This is a genomic window from Singulisphaera chitinilytica (genome assembly GCF_049331405.1).
Lineage (GTDB): Bacteria > Planctomycetota > Planctomycetia > Isosphaerales > Isosphaeraceae > PoT.
The window spans coordinates 2,187,762-2,206,300 of the sequence record NZ_CP186274.1 but is presented as its reverse complement, the minus strand read 5'-3'; the positions used below and the strand labels follow the sequence as shown (position 1 = coordinate 2,206,300).

The following is an 18,539-nucleotide window of genomic DNA, read 5'->3' as shown; positions in this document are numbered from 1 at the left end:
GCATTGGATTTGATAGCCTCGACCCGTCGATCAAATTGATCTCCCGCCGACGATGAATGTTGTGGGGGCGATGACGCTGGCCAGGCTGAGCGCTGAGCTGAAGGCAAGATGTTATTGGGGCGTTGCATCGGGCCTTGCGTTGCTGTACAAGGAATGCGGTTATTGCGAGTTTGATCGTAATTCCGAGGGGACAGGTCTAGCTTGGTGCTCTGCACCGGGGCGGCGTTGCGCCGCCTGAGCGTTCGGCTGTTCATGCGTCACAACGAAGGCTGTTTCAGGCCCGCTATCGCCCGGGAGTGCCCTGGCGCATTCGAGGGCCTGGAACAACCCCGCCGATCGGGGTTCCTCGAATGCGCCAGGGCACTCCCGGGCGGCGGGCCGGAGAGCCTTCGATGTCCCAGGTCTCGTGGTAGATGATCCCACGGAGATGCGATCAAAGGGGAGGCCGAGCGGGTTCGCTTCGTCTCGGCCTCCCCACTCTTTCCCCAGAGACTCGCAACGACGATTGGGTTCAACACGAGGGTCATCCAATCACGTGCTGAGGGTCGACTGGAAAGCCTCGAGCTGAGGCCTTGCATCGCTCGCCCGCGTGGTGTACAAAACTCTCGTTGGTTGCGATTGTCAGCGGTATTCCTGGGAGGACAGGTCTAGCTTGGTGCTCTGCACCGGGGCGGCGTTGCGCCGCCTGAGCGTTCGGCTGTTCATGCATCACAACGAAGGCTGTTTCAGGCCCGCTATCGTCCGGGAGGCCCCCGGTAAATTGCCGGGCCTGGAACAACCCCGCCGATCGGGGTTCCGGTAATTTACCGGGGGCCTCCCGGGCGGCGGGCCGGAGAGCCTTCGATGTCCCAGGTCTCGTGGTAGATGACCCTCCCAGGTCTATGAGAGCAGGCTGGCTCAAGGTCTTGGGCCAGCCTGCTCTTGAATCTTCGGTCGCGGATCGTTCTCCCTCGGCGGCAAAGAATCTCCCGTAACGAGGCAATGCGTCGTGTCGACTCGCCTTCGCCTGGATGACGTCCGTCGCGCCTGGGAATCGAACGACCCGGGCCTGCCCACCCTCGTCCAACAACTCGCCGGGCAGAGCCTCGAGGAGCCCAAGACGCCTCCTCGCGAAGGGGCTCCTACCTTCCAGAAATTCCTCGCGGAGATCCGCAGCAAGACGTTCTTCAGGACGAAGACCCCCGACGAACAACGACACTTTCGCGTCGAGCAGTTGAAGTCGCTCGAATCCCCGGACGCCGAGGTTCCTCTGCCCGAGCGGCTCCGTCTCCACGAGATCGTCGGCATCCTCTGGGAGGATAACGGGCCTTTCGCCCGGACTTGCCTGCTCGAGATCATCGCCACCGTCCCGCTCAACTACGGCCCCTGGCGGGCCTTGAAGCGGGTCTTCAAGGACGCCGAGGCTCGCGACGATACCGAGGTCTTCGGGGCGCTGGCCTCTCGAATCGACTCGGCCATGGCGAGCCGGTATGCCGGCTGCGAGGTCGGCGACCTCACCCTCTCTTATCTAAGAAGGCGGGCCTGGCGTAACCTCCGGCGGATCGCGAGGCTTCGCCCCGCCTGCTACGCCGACGCTTGTGCCGATGTGCTTGCTCGCTATGACGATTCGACGTCCTGGAAGCAGACTCTCGTCGCCAATCATATTTTCTTCCACGAGACGGGCGAATACGACCGCTCCAACTTCCACCTCACCAAATCCACGTCGGACCTCCTGAAGTATCGGGCCTACGCCGACCTCTGGAAGCGGACCCCGCGCCCCCTCTTCGACCTGCTCGAACGCGCGAAGTCGGATCAGGTTCGGCGGTTCGCGGCCGATGCGTTGAAGTCGGATTTCCGCGCCTCGCTTCGCGAGGTCGAGCCGGGCTGGGTGGCCCGCCTGATCGGCGTCGGCAGCGGCCCCGTCGACGAATTCGTCATCTGGGTCCTGAACAACGTCCCACGCTTCGAGCAGGCGGCCTTCCGCTCGCTCGGGCTCCATGACGCCGTGCTGAGGTTGTTCGATTCGCCCTCAACCGCCGCCCGAACTTATGCCGCCGACTACGCCCGCACTCACGCCCGCGACCTCTCCATCGAGGAATTGATCCGCCTGGCTGACAACCGTGAGGCGGACGTCCGCAAACTCGCGTCGGACCTCCTCCAGTCGCGCGACGCCCGAAAAGAGGTGGGACTCGAGGCCTGGGGGCGCCTGCTCGAGTCGAACCACGGCTATGACCTCGCCGGAACAATCCTCCGGAAGCACTTCGGCACGAAGGAACTCACGCCGGCCTGGTTCGCGGATCGGCTCTACGCGGTGAATCCTGGGGCGTTCCAGTTCATCCAGACGCTCCTGCTCCAGACCCACCCCGTCGCCACCCTCGGCTCCCAATACTTCATCGACTTGATCGACGAAGCCGACCGACGCCAGGGGCACTTCACCCCGCAGGTCATCGACTTTGCTTCGACCCAACTCGTGAAGTTCGACCTCGGGTCGATCGGCCAGAATGCGCTCAGGACGATGGTCCTTCGACCCCTGACGCGCCCCTACGTCGTCGGCTGGATCGAGGAGGGGCGGCTCAAGGCACAGGGCCTCGGACTCGAGTTCCTCAGGGCCCTCGCCTATCACCCCGACTGGGATGCGGACCCCTGGCTCGCGTCACTTCGGCACGAGGGGCCCAACTGGGCTCGGACCCTGTCATTCGACGAGGATTTCTCGGAGAAGGTCCTGGGCTGGTTGCGCGACGTCCGCCGATTCTCGCCGGCCGAACTCGGGTTCGAATGGCTCCTCAAGCTGGCCAGCCGATCCGAGTCTCGATACCACAATTTCGCCGTCGACACGATGATCAAGGGGTTCAGCCCCGCCGACTTCGCGCCGAAGTCCCCCGAGCCGGCCGCGGCCTCTTCGACCTCCGTGGCGCCTGCCGCCGCGGTGAACCTCGGCGGGGCCTCGTTCCTGTTCACGGGTAAGATGGCCACCATGCAGCGCAAGGAGGCGGAGGACAACGTCCGCAAGCTCGGCGGTGCGGTGGCCTCGGGCGTGACCAACAAGCTGCACTATCTCGTCATCGGCGATGAGGGTTCCTCCCTCTACGGCCACGGCAAGAAGGGGTCGAAGCAGGTCAAAGGGGAGGAACTGAACGCGGCCGGTGCGAACATCAAGATCATTTCAGAGACCGCGTTCCTGAAGATGCTCGCCGGGCAGACAACCCAGGCGACCGAGGGCTCGTCGCTCGACGGTGCCCTGCGGCTCTGGGAGATGGCCGGAGCCGGAGGCCCGTCGGACGCTCCTCTCTCCCAGTTCGCGATCAAGTACATCCGCCGCCACCACCCCGACATCGCCCTGGCCGAGACCGATCGCCCGGTCGATCCTGGCTCGGAGATTCCCGCCGAATTCCTGACCTTCGAACGGGTCGAGCCCCTCTTCCGGGAGACCCGCAAACCCCTCCGGGACCTGGCGCTCGAACTGGGTCGATGGGAATTGGCGCGGTGGGCTCCCTCCTCGGAGGATCTGGTCCGCCTGGCCGAGAGCCCTTTCGCGGACGTCCGCGGCTTCGTGGCCGAGGCCCTGCTCGCCGAGAACCTCCCCGAGAATCGAAGGTTCCGCATCGATCCCGAGAAGCTCGGTCCGGCTGCCGTCTTCCGCTTCTGCGAGTCGGCCGACGAGTCGACTCGCGCCCTGGGGATCCGACTCATCGAGCGATCGCCGCGGTTCCGGCTCCCCGAGGAACTCTTCCGCCTGACGGAGAGCCCCGACCGTCGCGTGCGAGCGTTCGTGATCCGGACCCTCTGGTCCCTCTACCGCGATCGAGGGATCACCGACGATTGGAAGCCGTACATTCCCCCGGCGCCTTCCATCGCGGCCGCGGCCAAGAAGGCGGCGGCTCGGGCCGAGGTGCTGGGCACCGGTCCTCCGGCCAGGCCCGAAAGTCGGCCGGCGGCTTCGCAGGACCTCTGGTACTTCCTCCGTAGGACCCTCTTCGAGCTCCCGCCGCCGAGGCCCGAGAAGCGTCAGGATAGCGGCGAAGGCGCGAGCGAACGCATCAAGCCGCTCGCCGCCCGCAAGGCCAAGCTCGCGTTGATCGACACGATGCGCGACCTGGCGATCGAGGATGTCGACTTCGCCCGGGGGGTGCTGCCGCTGGTCGAGGAGTTCATGGTGTCCCGAGGTCGGAGCGAGCGCGACGCCTGCCTCGTGGCCGTAACCCGGCTCCGGCATCTCCACCCCGAACTGAAACGGATCGAGCGAGGGGGTGAGTCTTGAGCGCCACCGAGAAGTACCTCACCTACCGAGGTGAGATCCGGGCCCTGGTCGGCGTCGGCGGCTCGCTCGCCTTCGTCACCACGCACCCCGAGGGCCAGGCCGGCGGCTTCTACCGCCTCGATGCGGATACGCTGGCCCTCTCCGTCGAGACGCTCCCCAAAGGTGGCACCGCGCTCGTCGCCGACGGCGAAGGCCTCTGGCTGTCCGGGGGCGAACATCAGGTCTACGAGGTCGTTTCCGGGACGCCGAAACCGAGAGGCCCTCAGCTTCAGGAAACGGTCCAGGCCCTCGCGCCACTGGCCGACGGCCGGCTGGCCGCACTCGTCGGTTCGCAGGTGCTCATCCTGTCGAAGAAGGACGGCAAGACGCTCCAGAGCCTTGATCTGGGAGAGCCGGGGACCTGCCTGGCCGTCGCCCCGGCGGGTCGCTGGCTCGCCGCCGGCACGAGCAAGGGGAACGTGGCCGTCTTCGACGCCGAGGGCAAGGACGAGTTCCTCCTCAGCGCCCAGGGGAAGCTGCACGAGGGGGCGGTGACCGCCATCCTCTTCGAGCCGGACGACCTCCGATTCTTCTCGTGCGGGGCCGACCAGAAGCTGCTCTCGACTCACGCCCGGGGTAAGCTCGAGCCCGAGGACAAGGGCCGCGGCAACAACCACACGGACATGATCTCGGCCCTGATCTGGGGGCCGGGCGAGCGGCTTTATTCCGGCAGCCGCGACGGCACGATCAAGTCCTGGCCGAGGGTCGGTGGCGTCAAGCCGGCCACGATCAAGGACGGCGTCGGCCGGGTCGTGGCCCTGGCGATCGCCACCGTCCACGAGCGCCCGAGGCTTGTCGCCGCCTGCGACGACAACACCCTGCGCGTCTTCCCGCTCGATGCCTCGGGCAAGATCGGCGAATGTACCCAACGGATCTATGACGCCTACGCCCGCGCCAAGCACGAGCTCTCGCAGCCGGAGGCGCCTCGGCGTGAGGCCGAGCTAAAAGCCCTCGCCGGCTTCGGCGATGCTCAGGCCATCGAGTTGATCGCCGCACAGACGGCCGACTCCGATCACGCGCTCCGCCTCATGGCGGCCGAGTTGCTCGCGGCCTCGGACCATCCCAGGGTGCCGGCGCTCCTCGAAGGCACGCTCGGCTACTACGACGAGGCCGTGCGGGTCGCGAGCTTCAAGGGGCTCCGCCGCCACCTGGGAGAGACCAACCTCAGGCCGATCGACCTCGCACTGAAAGTCGAGAAGGCCGACGTCGGCAAGCTCGCCATCGCCGCCCTCGAGCCGCTGGCGAAGAAGGACGATCAGGCTCTCTCCCGGCTGATCAAGGCGCTTGACTCGAAGACCTCCGAGGTTCGGATCGCTGCGCTGAATGCCCTCGAATCGGCCTACGATTCGAAGTCTCCCGAGGCGAACCTGATTGCACTCGGTTCGAAGTATGCCGACGTCCGCCGGGGTGCCCTCGTGCGTCTCTTCCGACGTGGCCTGATCGAGGACTCGTCCGTCCAATCGGCCCTCCGGCGGGCCTCCGACGATGCCGACCCCGGCCTCCGGCAGGCGGCGTTCCTCCTCGCACTGCACACGAGGCCGCGACTGCTCCAGGCCCTCCGCACTCGCGATCCCGAGTTGCAACGCCAGCTGGCGGAATTGGAAGGGACGACCGCGACCCCGGCCTCGGCTCCGGCCGAGAAGGACGCGAAGAAGTCGAAAGGAAAGGCTGCCGATATCGCGCTCGAGGGAGCCGATGTCGAGCCACTGCTCCAGGCCTCCGCGGCGCAATCGTTGGATACATGCTTGCGGGGTGCACGCGGCCTCGCGACCGTGGGAGATCCTCGGGCATTCGGGCTCCTGCTCCAACTCAGCCGTGAGGACGACAAATCGGCGAGGGCGGAGGTTTGCCGGGCCATGGCCGCCCTCGACGACCCTCGGGCCGTCGAGCGGCTCAAGTCCCTGCTCCATGACAAGGACGCCGAGGTCCGCGACGCGGCCTTCACGGCGCTCGCCCGGCTCCATCGCGATACGCCGCTCCTCGCCGCCGAGTCGGGGCTGAATGCCACGCATGAAGACATCCGCCGTCGAGGCTTGCAGGCGCTCGTCGCGGAGGTCCGCAAGACTCCGGGGGGAGACGTCGCGACGCAACTCCTCGCCCGCGTCCTCAACGATAGCTTCCCGGCCATCCGAACCGAGGCCTTCAAGTCGATCCTCGGGCTGCAACTCGCCGGCGGCGCGGCGGGCACCTTGCGGTTCGTGAAGCAGAGCATCCACTCGGACGTCAGGCGCGAGGTCCTCAACGAAGTCATCGCCCAGGTCGCCGAGCCCTGGGGCCTGGATCTGCTTCTGGAGTTCTTCAACGACGCCGATCCCGGTCTCCGAGGCGAGGCGTTCGCCTTCTCGCTCAAGAAGACCAAGGGGCTGGAATTCCTCGACGCCGCCCTCGGCTCCCGCTACCCCGATCTCCGGATGAAGGCGGTCGAGGGCCTCATCAAGAAGCGGACGGCCGCCGCCCAGGCGCTGCTCGTCCGGGCGCTCGACGATGAGGACAAGGCCGTCCGGCGTGCCGCGTTGGACTCATTGGTCGACGCCGATGCCTTGCCGGCTCTGACGGAGGCCCTCGCCAACGCCCACCCCGACGTCCGACTGCGCGCGGCAAAAGCTTTCGCGAGGCACGGCGACTCCCGAGCCTTCGGGCCACTCCTCGCCCTGGTGACGGCCCCCGAGCCCGAGGAGAAGGAACGCCAGGCCGACTGGCTCAAACTGGCCGAGTCGGCCTTCGATGGGCTCGGAGAGCTTGGTGATCCGGCCGCCTTGCCCCATTTGATCCCGGCGCTCGACAGTCCCCACGCCGGCTTGCGCAAGGAGTCGGCCCTGGCGCTGGCGAGGGTCTCAACGCCGGATCGGACGGATAGCCTGCGTCAGGCCTTGCAGCACTCGGATCCGGAGGTCCGCTATAGGGCGGCGTACGGGATGGCCTGCCTGGGCGATGCGTCCGTGGCGTCCCTCGTCTTCTCCGACGCCGGGGGCAAGATCATCTCGGTCGGCGGGCAGATCGCCGCGGCATTGTCGCTCGGCAAGGCCGGCGAGGATCGGCTCATCGTCTTCCTCGACGACACCAATGAAAAGGTCCGCAATCGTGCCCTGCTATTGATGCTGATGCGGGAGTGGAAGGACCCCAATGGCGCGGCGACCAGGGCGCTGGCCTGCCTCTCCAGCCGCCCGCCCCGCCTTCGACTGGTCGCCGCCAGGGCGATCGAGGCTCTTGCCGATACGAACACCTTCGCGAGCTTCGTGGCGGGCCTCGTGAACGACAGGGGCGACAGGCCGGCGTGGAAGGTCACGGAGGGGACCGTCGATGCCCTGGCCGAGATGCTCATTCACGGCGATCATCGGCTCCAGGTCCGGACGGCCAGGCTCTTACGCCACCTCGACGCCGACGAGCAGGACGAATTCAACCAGGCCTGGAAGGTCCACGAAGGTCGGTTCGCCAAGGAACTTACCGGCCTGCGCGACCAATCGAAGACGCGAAAAAAAGTCCCGCTGCAGTACGACAGCGGGCAATTCCAGGACCTCTCATTCGGAGCCTATGTGGGGCTGGTTCGGGAGCAGGCGTCGCCGAAGGGAAAGGGGCAGGCCGGCACGCCGGACCAGCAGGCGATCAAGGTCCGGCAATCGGCCCTGGCTCACCTCCTGACTCTGGCCTGGGTCGATGCTCGACATGCCAGGAGTGCCCTCCCCGTCTTCGTCCAGGCCCTCGGCGACCCCAATCAGGCCGTGCGGTTCCAGGCCTTCGAGCAGGCGAAGGCGCTGGGAATGTCCCCCTCGGCGCTCGCGGCCGAGGCTCTGGCCTCCGGGCACGTCGACCTCGGCATCAAGGGCCTCGAGTTGCTCACAGGCGGGGCTTCGGAGGCCGAGGGCCAGGCCGTCCTCGAGCAGGCGATGCTCACCCGCAAGGACGACCTGGCGTTGGAGGCGGCCAGGCTCCTCGCCGCGAGGCTCGGGCCGGTGGCCGTCGGAATCAAGGCGCTCGAGGCGGTCAACAACCAGCTTCGCCTCGAGGGGGTCAACTGGCTCGCCGCCGGATATGACAACGATCCGGCCGCGCAGAAGGCACTCCGGCAGGCCCTCGAGTCGCGTTACGGGGCGATCCGGGAGGCGGCAGCGTATGAGCTGGCGACGAAGAAGGATCCCGTCGCCTATGATGCTCTCGTCACTCTGCTCACCTCGGCGAACGAACCGAAGGCCCAACGCCGGGTGATCCAGGCGATCGAGTCCCTGGGGGATCCTCGAGGGGCCGACGCCCTGCTCGACCGCGTCGCCAACGACCCCGCCGGGACGGCCCTCGCCGATGACCTGATCCGGGCCGCCGGCCGGTTCCGCGCCGAGGGGATCGCCGAGCGGTTGCTGACGCTCGTGGAGAAGGATCCCAAGCGTCGCGATGTCGCCTTCACGGCGCTGGTGATGGTCAGCGGTTATGATCAACATATCGGTGACCCCGAGGACGAATCCGTCGACGACCAATGGCTGCGCCATCAGCATCCTCGCAAGGATGCCGTCCTTGCCCGGATGCTCGACCGCCTCTCGGCACCGGGCGACGCCAAGCTTGTTCTGCAGTTAATTGGCGGGGCACGCTGGGCCAAAGGGACGGTCGTCGATGCCCCGCTGGCGGCCCTGGCGATCCACCCCAATGACGATGTCCGACGCGACGTGCTTGAGGCCCTCTCCTGGCGGCTTCGCAAGCGTGGCGGTGATGCCGAACCTCTCCGCAAGGCGCTCGGACATCGGGACCCGGCGTCGCAATTCATCGCGGCCGAGGGGCTGGCCCTCGCCCGACTGCCCGACGGTCTCAACGTCCTATTGGCGAGCATCGACTTCGCGACAGATCTGGACGATCGTCGGCGGGCGGTCCTCGCGATCGGCGAACTGGCCGACGAACGGGCGCTCGAGACGCTCCTCAAACTCGCGGGCGAAGCCGGCCATGCGCTCCAGGAGCCGGCCGCCGAGGCGATCGGGCACCTCGGGAAATCGGCCCACGCCGAGAGGATCTTCGAGCTGCTGGAGCGTCAGGCCCGCGGCGATGACGGTGTCGCCCTGGCGGCGATCAGGGGGCTCCGCTGGCTCAACAACCGGGCCGGCTGGCAACTCATCCGAGCCAAGGCGGATGATGACGACTGCTCATTCCAGGGCGAGGCCCTCTGGCTTCTTCGCTTCAACGACGACCCGGCCACACGCGACCTTTTCCTCAAACGCCTCGCCGTGGCGCCGGCCTGGGGCTGGGATTCGAAGGCGACCGCCGTGAGCGTGCTCGAGGGGGCGCGACAGGTCTTCGGCCCGGACTCGCTCGAGCCAGATTATGCGATCCTCCAGAACCCGAACATCCAATACATCCAATTCGTCCAGGGCCTGGACCAGATTTTGGAGAGGGTCCGCAGGGATGGCCAGCCATCGAGGATTTTCAAGATCCTGCCCAGATGCACGGACCAGATTCGAGACGACCTGCGCGGCTGCCTCCTGAACCGGGCCGACCTGCCGATCGCCGAGGCGAAGGATGCGCTCGAGAGCCCCGACGCATCCACCGCGACCCTCGCGGCCCTCGTGCTCGGCCGCGCCGGCGACAGGGCCTCCGGCGCCGCATCGACGATCGCCGCGGCCATCGGCCGCTGGCAGGAGGCCTGGGACGAGAAATGGGCCTCGCTCTCCGGCGACCACCAGCGGAATGCCCCCGCCAGCCATCAACTGACCAACTTGCTCACCCCTTGCCTCCGCGGCCTCGTCTGGGCTGCGGGCCGGGTCGGAGGCTCGGAGAAGGTCCTAGAAACCGTCTCCTTGACCCGACCGGAAGTGGCCGAGTATCGACCGATCCGCCGCGAGGCCGTGCTCGCCTTGGCGAAGAAGGGGGCGGGAGCACCCGCAATCAAGGCCCTCGAAGCGGCCAGCCTCGTGGGCGATGCCGAGACTCGCGCAATCGCCGCGCAGGCGGTGGGACGACTCGCCCCGGCGAAGGCCGAATCGCTGGCGGAAAAACTGCTGACAGACGCGGTCGGGTTCCGCCGGCTCACCCTCGACGCCAAGGTGGTCGTCGAGCCCGTCTTGCGTGCGGCCGCGAAGCAGGCCCATTACCAGGGGGTCGTGCTGCCCTCGTTGATCGATCGCGGGGAGGTCGCGACGCTGACCTCGGTCCTCGAAGACAAGACGCTCTCCGAGGCCGCCCGACAGGGGGCGCTCGAAGGGCTCGGGGCGATGGCGCTCGAGGCGGCCGAGGCGGTCCTGCGGAAGGTAGGGTCCGACGAGAAAGAAGACGAGGACATTCGCAAGGCCGCCTGGCGATCGCTCCGCCGCTCGAAGCGGGCGAGGGCGAAGCCGATCAAGGCGAAGGCCGACGCGAACGCAAAGGCTGAGGTGAAATTATGAGCACCGGTGATGAGCCTCGCGACGAGTCCTCGGAGCCCTCGCCCCCCGAGGCGACTGAGATTCACCTGTCCTACGCGGGCGTCAGCTCGCTCGTCACCTCCGAGGGGACGTCGCGGCTGGCCCTCGCGGCCAACCTCCGACGCGACCCCGTGCGATTCGACGCCACGATCAAGGACCCGCTCCGGTTCCGCGAGGCGATGGCGACCCTTTATGCGATCGTCGCCAGCGACTTCCGCTACATCCCCAAGGACCGGACCGCGTACCTCGCTTATCAGCGGATGAAGCGCGAGTCGTCCACCCTCAATACCTGGCAGGCCCAGCGCGAGTATTTCTCGTGGCTCCTGCGGAATGACCCGACCTCATTTGTCGTCCTCGACCCGGTCATCACCGTCCATCCCGATCAGGTCCTGTTCGAGGTCTTCAGCAAGGATGAGGGGGCGTACGCCAAGCTCGGAATCGACCTCGACGCCTTCGAGCATGCCGGGGATCCCACCTTCGGCACGACCAATATCGACTTCAGCCAGGCCCTCTTCCAGGGGCTCCAGCAGATGCGGAGCTACCGCGAGACCCGGCTGACGATCAACCAGGAGGGGGTCAAGTTTGCCACGAACGTGGCGGGCGAGGTCCTCGAGAAACAGATCCGCGTCCCCGACTCGTGGCTCCGCGGCTTCCTCCAGGTTCAGTCCTCGGCCGCGCTCCCGCGTGAGCGATGCACCCTCGCCCCCATCGATCTCTACAACGCCTTGCGGCATCTCCGGATGCACGCCGATCGCAAGGGCCAACGGCGTGGCCTCAGGGTGGAACTCATCCCGGGCGAACCGCCGAGGCTCGTGCTCGAGCCCTGGAACGAGGTCATCCCCGCGACGGGCGGGAATTATCAGGGCAAAGGCGGCCGCGTCGTCCGGCTCTGGGGGCGTCGTCGGCTCTCGCTCCTGCAACGGTTCCTGCCGTTCACGGAGGAGGTCGAGGTCCATCTGCTCGGGAGCGGCCTGCCGAGCTTCTGGATCCTGCGGAGCCAGGGGATGTCGCTGACGCTCGGCCTCACGGGCTTCACGGCCGCCAACTGGTCGCAGGCGTTGAACTTCGACATGCTTCTGCCCCGCAAGGCCGAGGCGACGACCAAGCCACTCGACGCGGTGATCGCCCACCTCAAGAAGCGCTGGGCGGCCGGCCCCGGCGAACTCGCCAAGGAAACAGGGCTTGCCTGGCCTGCCCTCCTCGAGGCACTACAACTCGGTTGCCAGCAAGGTCGGCTGATGTACGACCTCGCCAATGACGTCTACCGGCTCAGACCCCTCACCGATGAGCCGATCGACCCGACTCGCATGGAGTTCCGCGACCGCCGCGAGCGCACGGCGTTCGACCTGCTTGTCCGCCGCGACGCCGTGAAGATCGTCTCCGAGAACCGGATCCCGGGGTCGGGCCTCGAACTGACCGGCCAGGTGGTCGTGGCCGAGGACAAGCGCGAGTATCGGCCGTTAATGCTTCTGACCGACGAGGGTATGGCGGCGAGGGCCGAATGCACCTGTGCCTTCTTCCGCAAGCAGGGGCTCAAGGCCGGACCTTGCGTCCACCTGATCGCCCTGCGGCTCGCCTACGCGGCGCAGGAGGCCAGGCGGCTCCAGGGACTCGACACGCAGCGGGTCATCACGGTCGAGACGCGGTCGTTCTCGAGGCGTGGGGATGGCGGCGAGGAAGTTTACCTGCTTTCGCTCGAGCGTCGCCGGCTCAAGATCCGTTGGGGGCTCGACGACCAGTCGTCTCGCCTGCAAACCTTCGCCTTCGACAGCAATGAGGCGGCGAGCGCCGCCTATTTCGCGAGGATCGACGAGTTGAAGTCGCGAGGGTTCCTCGACGCGACGGCCGGCTGAGATGGATGGACGGACGGGTTGATTTACGGGGTGTCTTGCATGGCTCGAATTCGGCAATCCGACCTGATCGACCTCTGGCGCGCCGTGGAGCAAGCGGGCGGCGTTCAACCCTATGTCCAGGCCCAGCTCGTCGAGCGTGGGTTCGTTGTCCAGCGCCGCGACGTGGACAAGATGTCCGATCGCGAGAAGGACGCGTACAAGAAGTCATTGAAGGCCGAGGCCGACGAGCGCCGCAAGCTGAGCCGCAAGGCCTGGGAGGCCCACAAGGCCACGCATATTGTCCACCTCGGAGAAGGGGTCTTCTGGGCCGATGGGCGAGGCCCCGACAAGTGGGACCTGCCCGAGGCCGAGGCCCGCGCCGCCGAGAATGAGCTGCCGCCGCTCGGCTCCGTCGGGCAACTCGCCGAGGCCCTCGGCATGACCGTGGCCGAGCTGCGCTGGCTGACGTATCACCGCGACGTGGCCTCGATGATCCACTACGCCCGGTTCACGATCCCCAAGCGTGACGGCTCGGAGCGGGCGATCTGGGCCCCGATGCCGAAGCTGAAAGAGGCCCAACGCTGGATCTTGCGGAACATCGTCGAGAAGCTGCTCGTCCACGGCTCCGTCCACGGGTTCCTCGCCGGTCGCTCGACGTACACCAATGCCGCGGCGCACAAGAACCCGGACCTCGTCGTGAAGGTTGACATCAAGGACTTCTTCCCAACCGTCACCCTGCCGAGGGTCAAGGGGGTCTTCCGCAAGGCCGGCTATCGCGAGGAGGTCGCCACGCTCCTCGCCCTGCTCTGCACCGAATCTCCGCGCGAGGTTGTCCAGCACGACGGCAAGACCTTCTTCGTCGCCCTCGGCCCGCGCTGCCTGCCGCAAGGAGCACCGACGAGCCCCGCATTGACAAACACCCTTGGCCTGAGGATGGACCGACGCCTCGCGGGTCTGGCGCGAAAGTTGGGCTGGCGCTACACGCGATATGCTGACGACCTCACCTTTAGCCTCCCCGTCGGCCACTCCGGGCCGCCCAATGTCGGCAAGCTCCTCGGCTCGATCCGTCGCATCGTCGAGGGCGAAGGCTTCAAGGTTCATCCGGACAAGACCGCCGTCTCTCGGAGCGGAGGCTGTCAGCGCATCACCGGCCTCGTCGTCAACGGCAATGCTCCTCCTCGCGTTCCTCGCGACTTCAAGCGACGCCTCCGCGCCGCGATCCACAACCGGCTCCAGGGCAAGCCCTCTCCCGAGGGCGAATCCCTCTCGAACCTCATCGGCTGGGCCGCCTACATCCACATGGCCGACCCAGTCGTCGGCGCCAGGTACCTCGCCGAGCTGGATCGGCTCGATGGCCGCGAAGCCGTCACACCAGGGACCACCGTTGATGGGCCCGAAGCATCAGAGCCGGGCATTTCTTGAACACGTTTCTGACGGCCGACGATTCGCCAGGATGCCAGATCTACGACCGCATGGAGACGAATTGTTTTGTCATGATTGGTATTATGGTGAATTTGTAGGATTGATTCCGACTGGCGGATCAACTTCTGAGGGTGCTTGTTCCTACCTGGAATCGAGTATTTTAAAGTTTAGCAAGTCTAGACAAATCAAACATCTAGTGCAAAGCCAGTCGGTTGTTGAGTCCGAATTTTTTCGTTGAACGACGGACAACTATTTACTGAATTGATCAGTGATCAGTGCCGCTATCCTGTCACATCGAGGATTTTAGGAGGTCCCTAAATACAACGTTTCTGACATGGATGGCCACCGATGCGATTCTCACTATCGCAGATGCCTCGTTGTCATGCCCTTGGATTAATTCTCGCTATAGGCACTGAAGTTGGGCTAGTCAACGAGGCGAAGTCGGAGCCCATCCGATATGAGGCTTCGGGGCAGATCGGCCCTTATGACCCTTCTGAAAATCCGTCGCTGATCCAATTCGAGGGAACTTCGGGCACGTTCGTTGCGGACACCCCGTTCTCGCTTGGGACCTTCAGTGTCGATGCTCCGCCGGCGGGACCGCCTTCGACGTTCAATGAACTGCCTTTCATCATCGAGATGCGGACTCCCGACCTTGACCAGATCACTCCTGGCGGATCGCCGGGCGACCCGGCGACGGCGACGATTCATAGCATCCTCATTCAAGGGAAACTGAACGGCAGCCTCTCTCTCACGAATCCCAACGGCCTGTCTGCGAGCATCGACTCGGTCTCGTTGGGCGGCGGACCTTCCCTCCCGGGGAACACCATCAAGAACTACGATTTTCCGATCCCCCTGGCCGACTTGAAATTCTTGGGCACCAGCCTCTTGCTCGTGATCCCGACCGATGGTTGGGGGAACATCACGACTCGCGAGAAGGACATTCAAGCCGAGGCCCTCTCGGTGAAAATCCCCGAGCCCTCGGCCATGGTGTCTTTGCGGCGGGGCTCAGCTTCCTGGGATGGCGGCATCGGCGTCGTGTTCATGGCCCGCGATGACTCGCCACGGAGGCATGTCGTAATCTGAGGGGCGAGGCGGTCTCGCAGACGAAACCGCCTCGCCCTTTCGTAGTCAGATCGCCCGGCGGCGGGTGCGAGGTTCTCGGCCGAACCAGTCGAGGACGAGGTCGTGTACGTCGGAGAGAGACATCCCGACGAACGACGCGGCCTGGGAGCTGATAGTCGACGAGGTGGAGGGGGCTGGAATTGCCTGGGCAACGACCGAACTCGTTGCCGAGGCAACGTCGCCGGCCAGGGATGCACCCTGGATCGTTCCGCCGGACGCGGCGGATGTGCCCGATCCCGATGAGATCGGGGTCGAGAAGACGCCGCCGGTGTGGAATCCGTAAGTGAAGACGTTCTGGCCGGTGAACTTGGAAGTCGCGGTCGGCTTCGGGTTCAGGTAGGCCAGGGCGAAGAGGTCGGAGACGGGGGCGTAGATGCCGACGTCGTCGACCCCGTCGTCATTGAAGTCGCCCGTGACGGGGATCGAGAAGACGCCGGGCGCGTGGCCGCCGTAAGGATAGACGTTCTGGCCGATGAGTGGCGAACCCGGCGACGTCTTGGCGTTGAGGAAGGCGAGCGCGAAGAGGTCGGACGCCGGGGCATAGATCCCCACGTCGTCCTGGCCGTCGCCGTTGAAGTCGCCCGTCACGGGGACGGAGAAGACCCCCGGCACGTGGCCGCCGTAGGCGAAGACGCTCTGCCCCTTGAGCTGGGTGGTGGGCGTCGGCGACGGGTTGAGGAAGGCGAGCGCGAAGAGGTCGGAGACCGGCAAATAAATGCCGACGTCCGTGGTGCCGTCGCCGTTGAAATCCCCGGTGATCGGTACGTTGAAGGTCCCGGCGGGATGGGCGCCATAATTGAAGACGTTCTGGCCCGTGATCGGGGTACTCGCCGTCGGATTCGGATTAACGAACGCAAGTGCGAACATGTCTCGGCTCGGGAGATAGATCCCCACGTCCGAAGTGCCGTCGCCGTTGAAGTCCCCGACGACGGGGATCGAGAAGACGCCCCCGGTGTGGAAGCCGTAGCTGAAGACGTTCTGGCCGATCGAGGTTCCGCTCGCGCTCAGGAAGTTGAGGGCGAAGAGGTCGCGCGACGGGACGTAGATCCCCGCGTCGAGGATTCCGTCGCCGTTGAAGTCCCCCGTCAGCGGGATGGACGAGACCCCGCCGACGTGGAAGCCGTAATTGAAGACCGACTGGCCGACCAGCGGAACACCCGGGGCCGGGTTCGTGTTCAACTGGGCAATCGCGAAGACGTCGGACGTGGGGAGGTACACCCCGACTTGAGGGCCGCTTGTGTTAGCCACCGCGCTCGGCCGCACGTCCCAGCCGATGTCATCGAGCATGCCGTATTCGACCGCGGTGAGGTCGTGACGGGTACCCTGGAGCGTCACCGCGCTGAAGACGTCGTTGTTCCCCGCGATATGGACACCGTCGGCGTTGAGCTGGACGTTCTGCCCGCCGTTCGCCGCCTTCGCGGCGGGGCCGGTGAACTGGTCGTTGGCCACGAGGCGGGTGAAAGTGGGCTGCTCGACCAGGCCGATCGAATGCAGGAACTCATGCCGGGCAACCGAGACAAAGTCGGTCTGGTTGCTCGTCAGCCCCGACGTGGTCGCGCCGTAGAACCAGTTCGTGCTCCCGTCGTTGTCGAACATGATGTACGAGAAGTCGGGCGCGAAGTCGTTCGCCCCCTGCCCTCGATACGGAGCCGTCGAGCTGAAGACCGGGCCACCGGTTCCGACCGCCCCGCCGCTCAGGGGGGCGCCGAAGGCATAGATTTTGAGCGTATTCGCCGGGGTCGAAGTGGTGACCGTCTGCGACGTATTCGAGTCGCCGTAAGGGATTGACGTGGTGATCGAGGGCGTTGCGGCGAGCGTGTCGCCGAATCGCGAGACGATCGCGTTGAGCGTGTTCTGGAGGAGGTCGCGCTTGGTGGCCGTGTTGAAGTAATTTCCCTTGTCGAGCGAATAGTCGATCACGAGGTTGACCGCCAACAGCTCGCGCGTTTCCAGCACGTCGACGGCGAGAATGGTCCTGGCGAGGCGAAAGCTCCTGATGCGTCGCATGGGGGAAGTCCTCGAGGTGGAACCGTGAGGCCCGATCGTTTCGCCCTCCGCGATCGCGTCGTCAAGCCTCGGCCGGGGGCCGATGGCGTGGTCAGATCATTCGCGCAGGGGACGACGAACACTTCAGTATCTCTAGGTCAAGTTGGTGCCTGTTGGCCAGCGTCGAGGCGCATCATCCCGACTTCCTTGATTCGGAGAAGCAACATTGTGCTTCCGGTGGGCTACTTCTTGCGAAGGCGTATGAGGACGATCGCCCCGCTAATTCTAGCAGGACGGCAGGAGGATCGATCCCGAGGTCACTCCGGACGAACCGCGAACGTGCCCGAGTATTCCGTCGAGAATTCCAGGGCCGTAGCCGATCGAATCAAGATAATGCGAATTCGACCTCGGTGTTGTGTGATCCAGATCTTATGGATGGGATCGGCGCCGGAATCATACTCTTGACCAGCAACAATGAGGCCGCCTGGCCGGAAAAGCTCGTGAAGATTTCGATCTGAGCCTTCGATCGGGTGTGGTATGTCCAAGTCGTTTTGGGTCTGCATCGATCGAGTTCGGGAACGCGAGGATCCGCGCAAATGGCTTTCCGGTCCTTGCGTTCCCCGGCGGGAAGTCCTTGCCTTTTGGGCCTCTCGACTCGATAACGGAACGTGAGGTCGGCCGCGGATTCCCCGAGGGAATCGAGCCGACCCCTACCTCGACTCATCCAGGACCCGTTCACGATGTTTGTGTCGCGAATCGTCTCTGCGCCGAATATTCGCCGGGATCGCAAGGTCTTCGCCCCCCTATTGGCCGCCTCCTTCGTCGGCCTGCTCGCCGGAGCAGGCTCAGAGGGAGAGGGCAAGGCGGAGAAGCCGCCGGAGGCGATCGCCCTTTTCGACGGCAAGTCGCTCGACGGCTGGAAGAAGACCGACTTCTTCAAGGCCGGGGCCGTGCAGGTCGATGATGGGGCGATCCTCATCGCCCCTGGCAAGCCCATGTCCGGCGTCACGATCACCCGGACGGACCTGCCGAAGGTCGATTTCGAGTTGACGTACGAGGCCCAGCGCCTCACCGGCAGCGACTTCTTCGCCGCGGCCACCTTCCCCGTCCAGGACGCGTTCATCACCTTCGTCAACGGAGGCTGGGGGGGCAGCGTCACCGGGCTGTCGTGCCTCAACGGCGCGGACGCCTCGGAGAATGATACGAGTCTCTATATCAAGTATCAAAATAAGACGTGGTATCGCTTCCGCGTCCGCGTGACGGCCGACACGATCCGTTGCTGGATCGACGACCGCCAGGTGGTCGCGGTCAATTACAAGCATCGCCCGGTCAGCACCCGGCTCGAGACGCGCTCGAATCAGCCACTCGGCTTCGCCACCTGGGAGGCATCCTCGGCGATCCGCAAGATCACCGTGCGGAAACTGACGCCCGCCGAGGTCGCCGAGACCACCAAGAAGGAAGACGACTGATCCTCCCCGTCCCAGAACTCTCGCCGGATTATGACGAGGCCGGGGCCTATGACAGATG

At 65.6% G+C, this 18,539-nt stretch carries 7 protein-coding genes; 6 read left to right on the top strand and 1 reads right to left on the bottom strand.

Annotated features, from left to right (window positions below):
* Positions 1 to 988 precede the first annotated feature (988 nt).
* From ACOYYX_RS08905 to ACOYYX_RS08885, 5 genes are all read left to right on the top strand, one after another.
* A complete protein-coding gene (locus tag ACOYYX_RS08905; protein ID WP_422929581.1) occupies positions 989 to 4,237 on the top strand; it encodes a BRCT domain-containing protein in 3,249 nt (1,082 codons plus the stop codon).
* A complete protein-coding gene (locus ACOYYX_RS08900) occupies positions 4,234 to 10,632 on the top strand; it encodes a HEAT repeat domain-containing protein (protein ID WP_422929580.1) in 6,399 nt (2,132 codons plus the stop codon). The genes ACOYYX_RS08905 and ACOYYX_RS08900 overlap by 4 nt, the downstream gene beginning before the upstream one ends.
* Positions 10,629 to 12,503 carry an SWIM zinc finger family protein gene (locus tag ACOYYX_RS08895; protein WP_422929579.1) on the top strand — a complete coding sequence of 625 codons (1,875 nt, stop codon included), beginning with the start codon at positions 10,629 to 10,631 and terminating at the stop codon, positions 12,501 to 12,503. Before ACOYYX_RS08900 ends, ACOYYX_RS08895 begins: the two co-directional genes overlap by 4 nt.
* Positions 12,504 to 12,542: 39 nt before the next feature.
* Positions 12,543 to 13,904: a reverse transcriptase family protein gene (locus ACOYYX_RS08890; RefSeq protein WP_422929578.1), complete on the top strand. Its 1,362-nt coding sequence runs from the start codon at positions 12,543 to 12,545 to the stop codon at positions 13,902 to 13,904.
* A 636-nt stretch (positions 13,905 to 14,540) separates the two neighbouring features.
* Entirely contained in the window at positions 14,541 to 14,987 is a 447-nt protein-coding gene (locus ACOYYX_RS08885) for a hypothetical protein (RefSeq protein ID WP_422929577.1), read from the top strand.
* A gap of 45 nt (positions 14,988 to 15,032) precedes the next feature.
* Here the strand turns inward: ACOYYX_RS08885 and ACOYYX_RS08880 are convergent, their stop codons facing one another.
* Positions 15,033 to 17,033 carry a hypothetical protein gene (locus ACOYYX_RS08880; protein ID WP_422929576.1) on the bottom strand — a complete coding sequence of 667 codons (2,001 nt, stop codon included), beginning with the start codon at positions 17,031 to 17,033 and terminating at the stop codon, positions 15,033 to 15,035.
* Between the two features lie 719 nt (positions 17,034 to 17,752).
* On the opposite strand from ACOYYX_RS08880, the gene ACOYYX_RS08875 reads away from it, so the two are divergent.
* Complete coding sequence (locus tag ACOYYX_RS08875) at positions 17,753 to 18,481, top strand: 3-keto-disaccharide hydrolase (protein WP_422929575.1); 729 nt, start codon at positions 17,753 to 17,755, stop codon at positions 18,479 to 18,481.
* Positions 18,482 to 18,539: the final 58 nt, after the last annotated feature.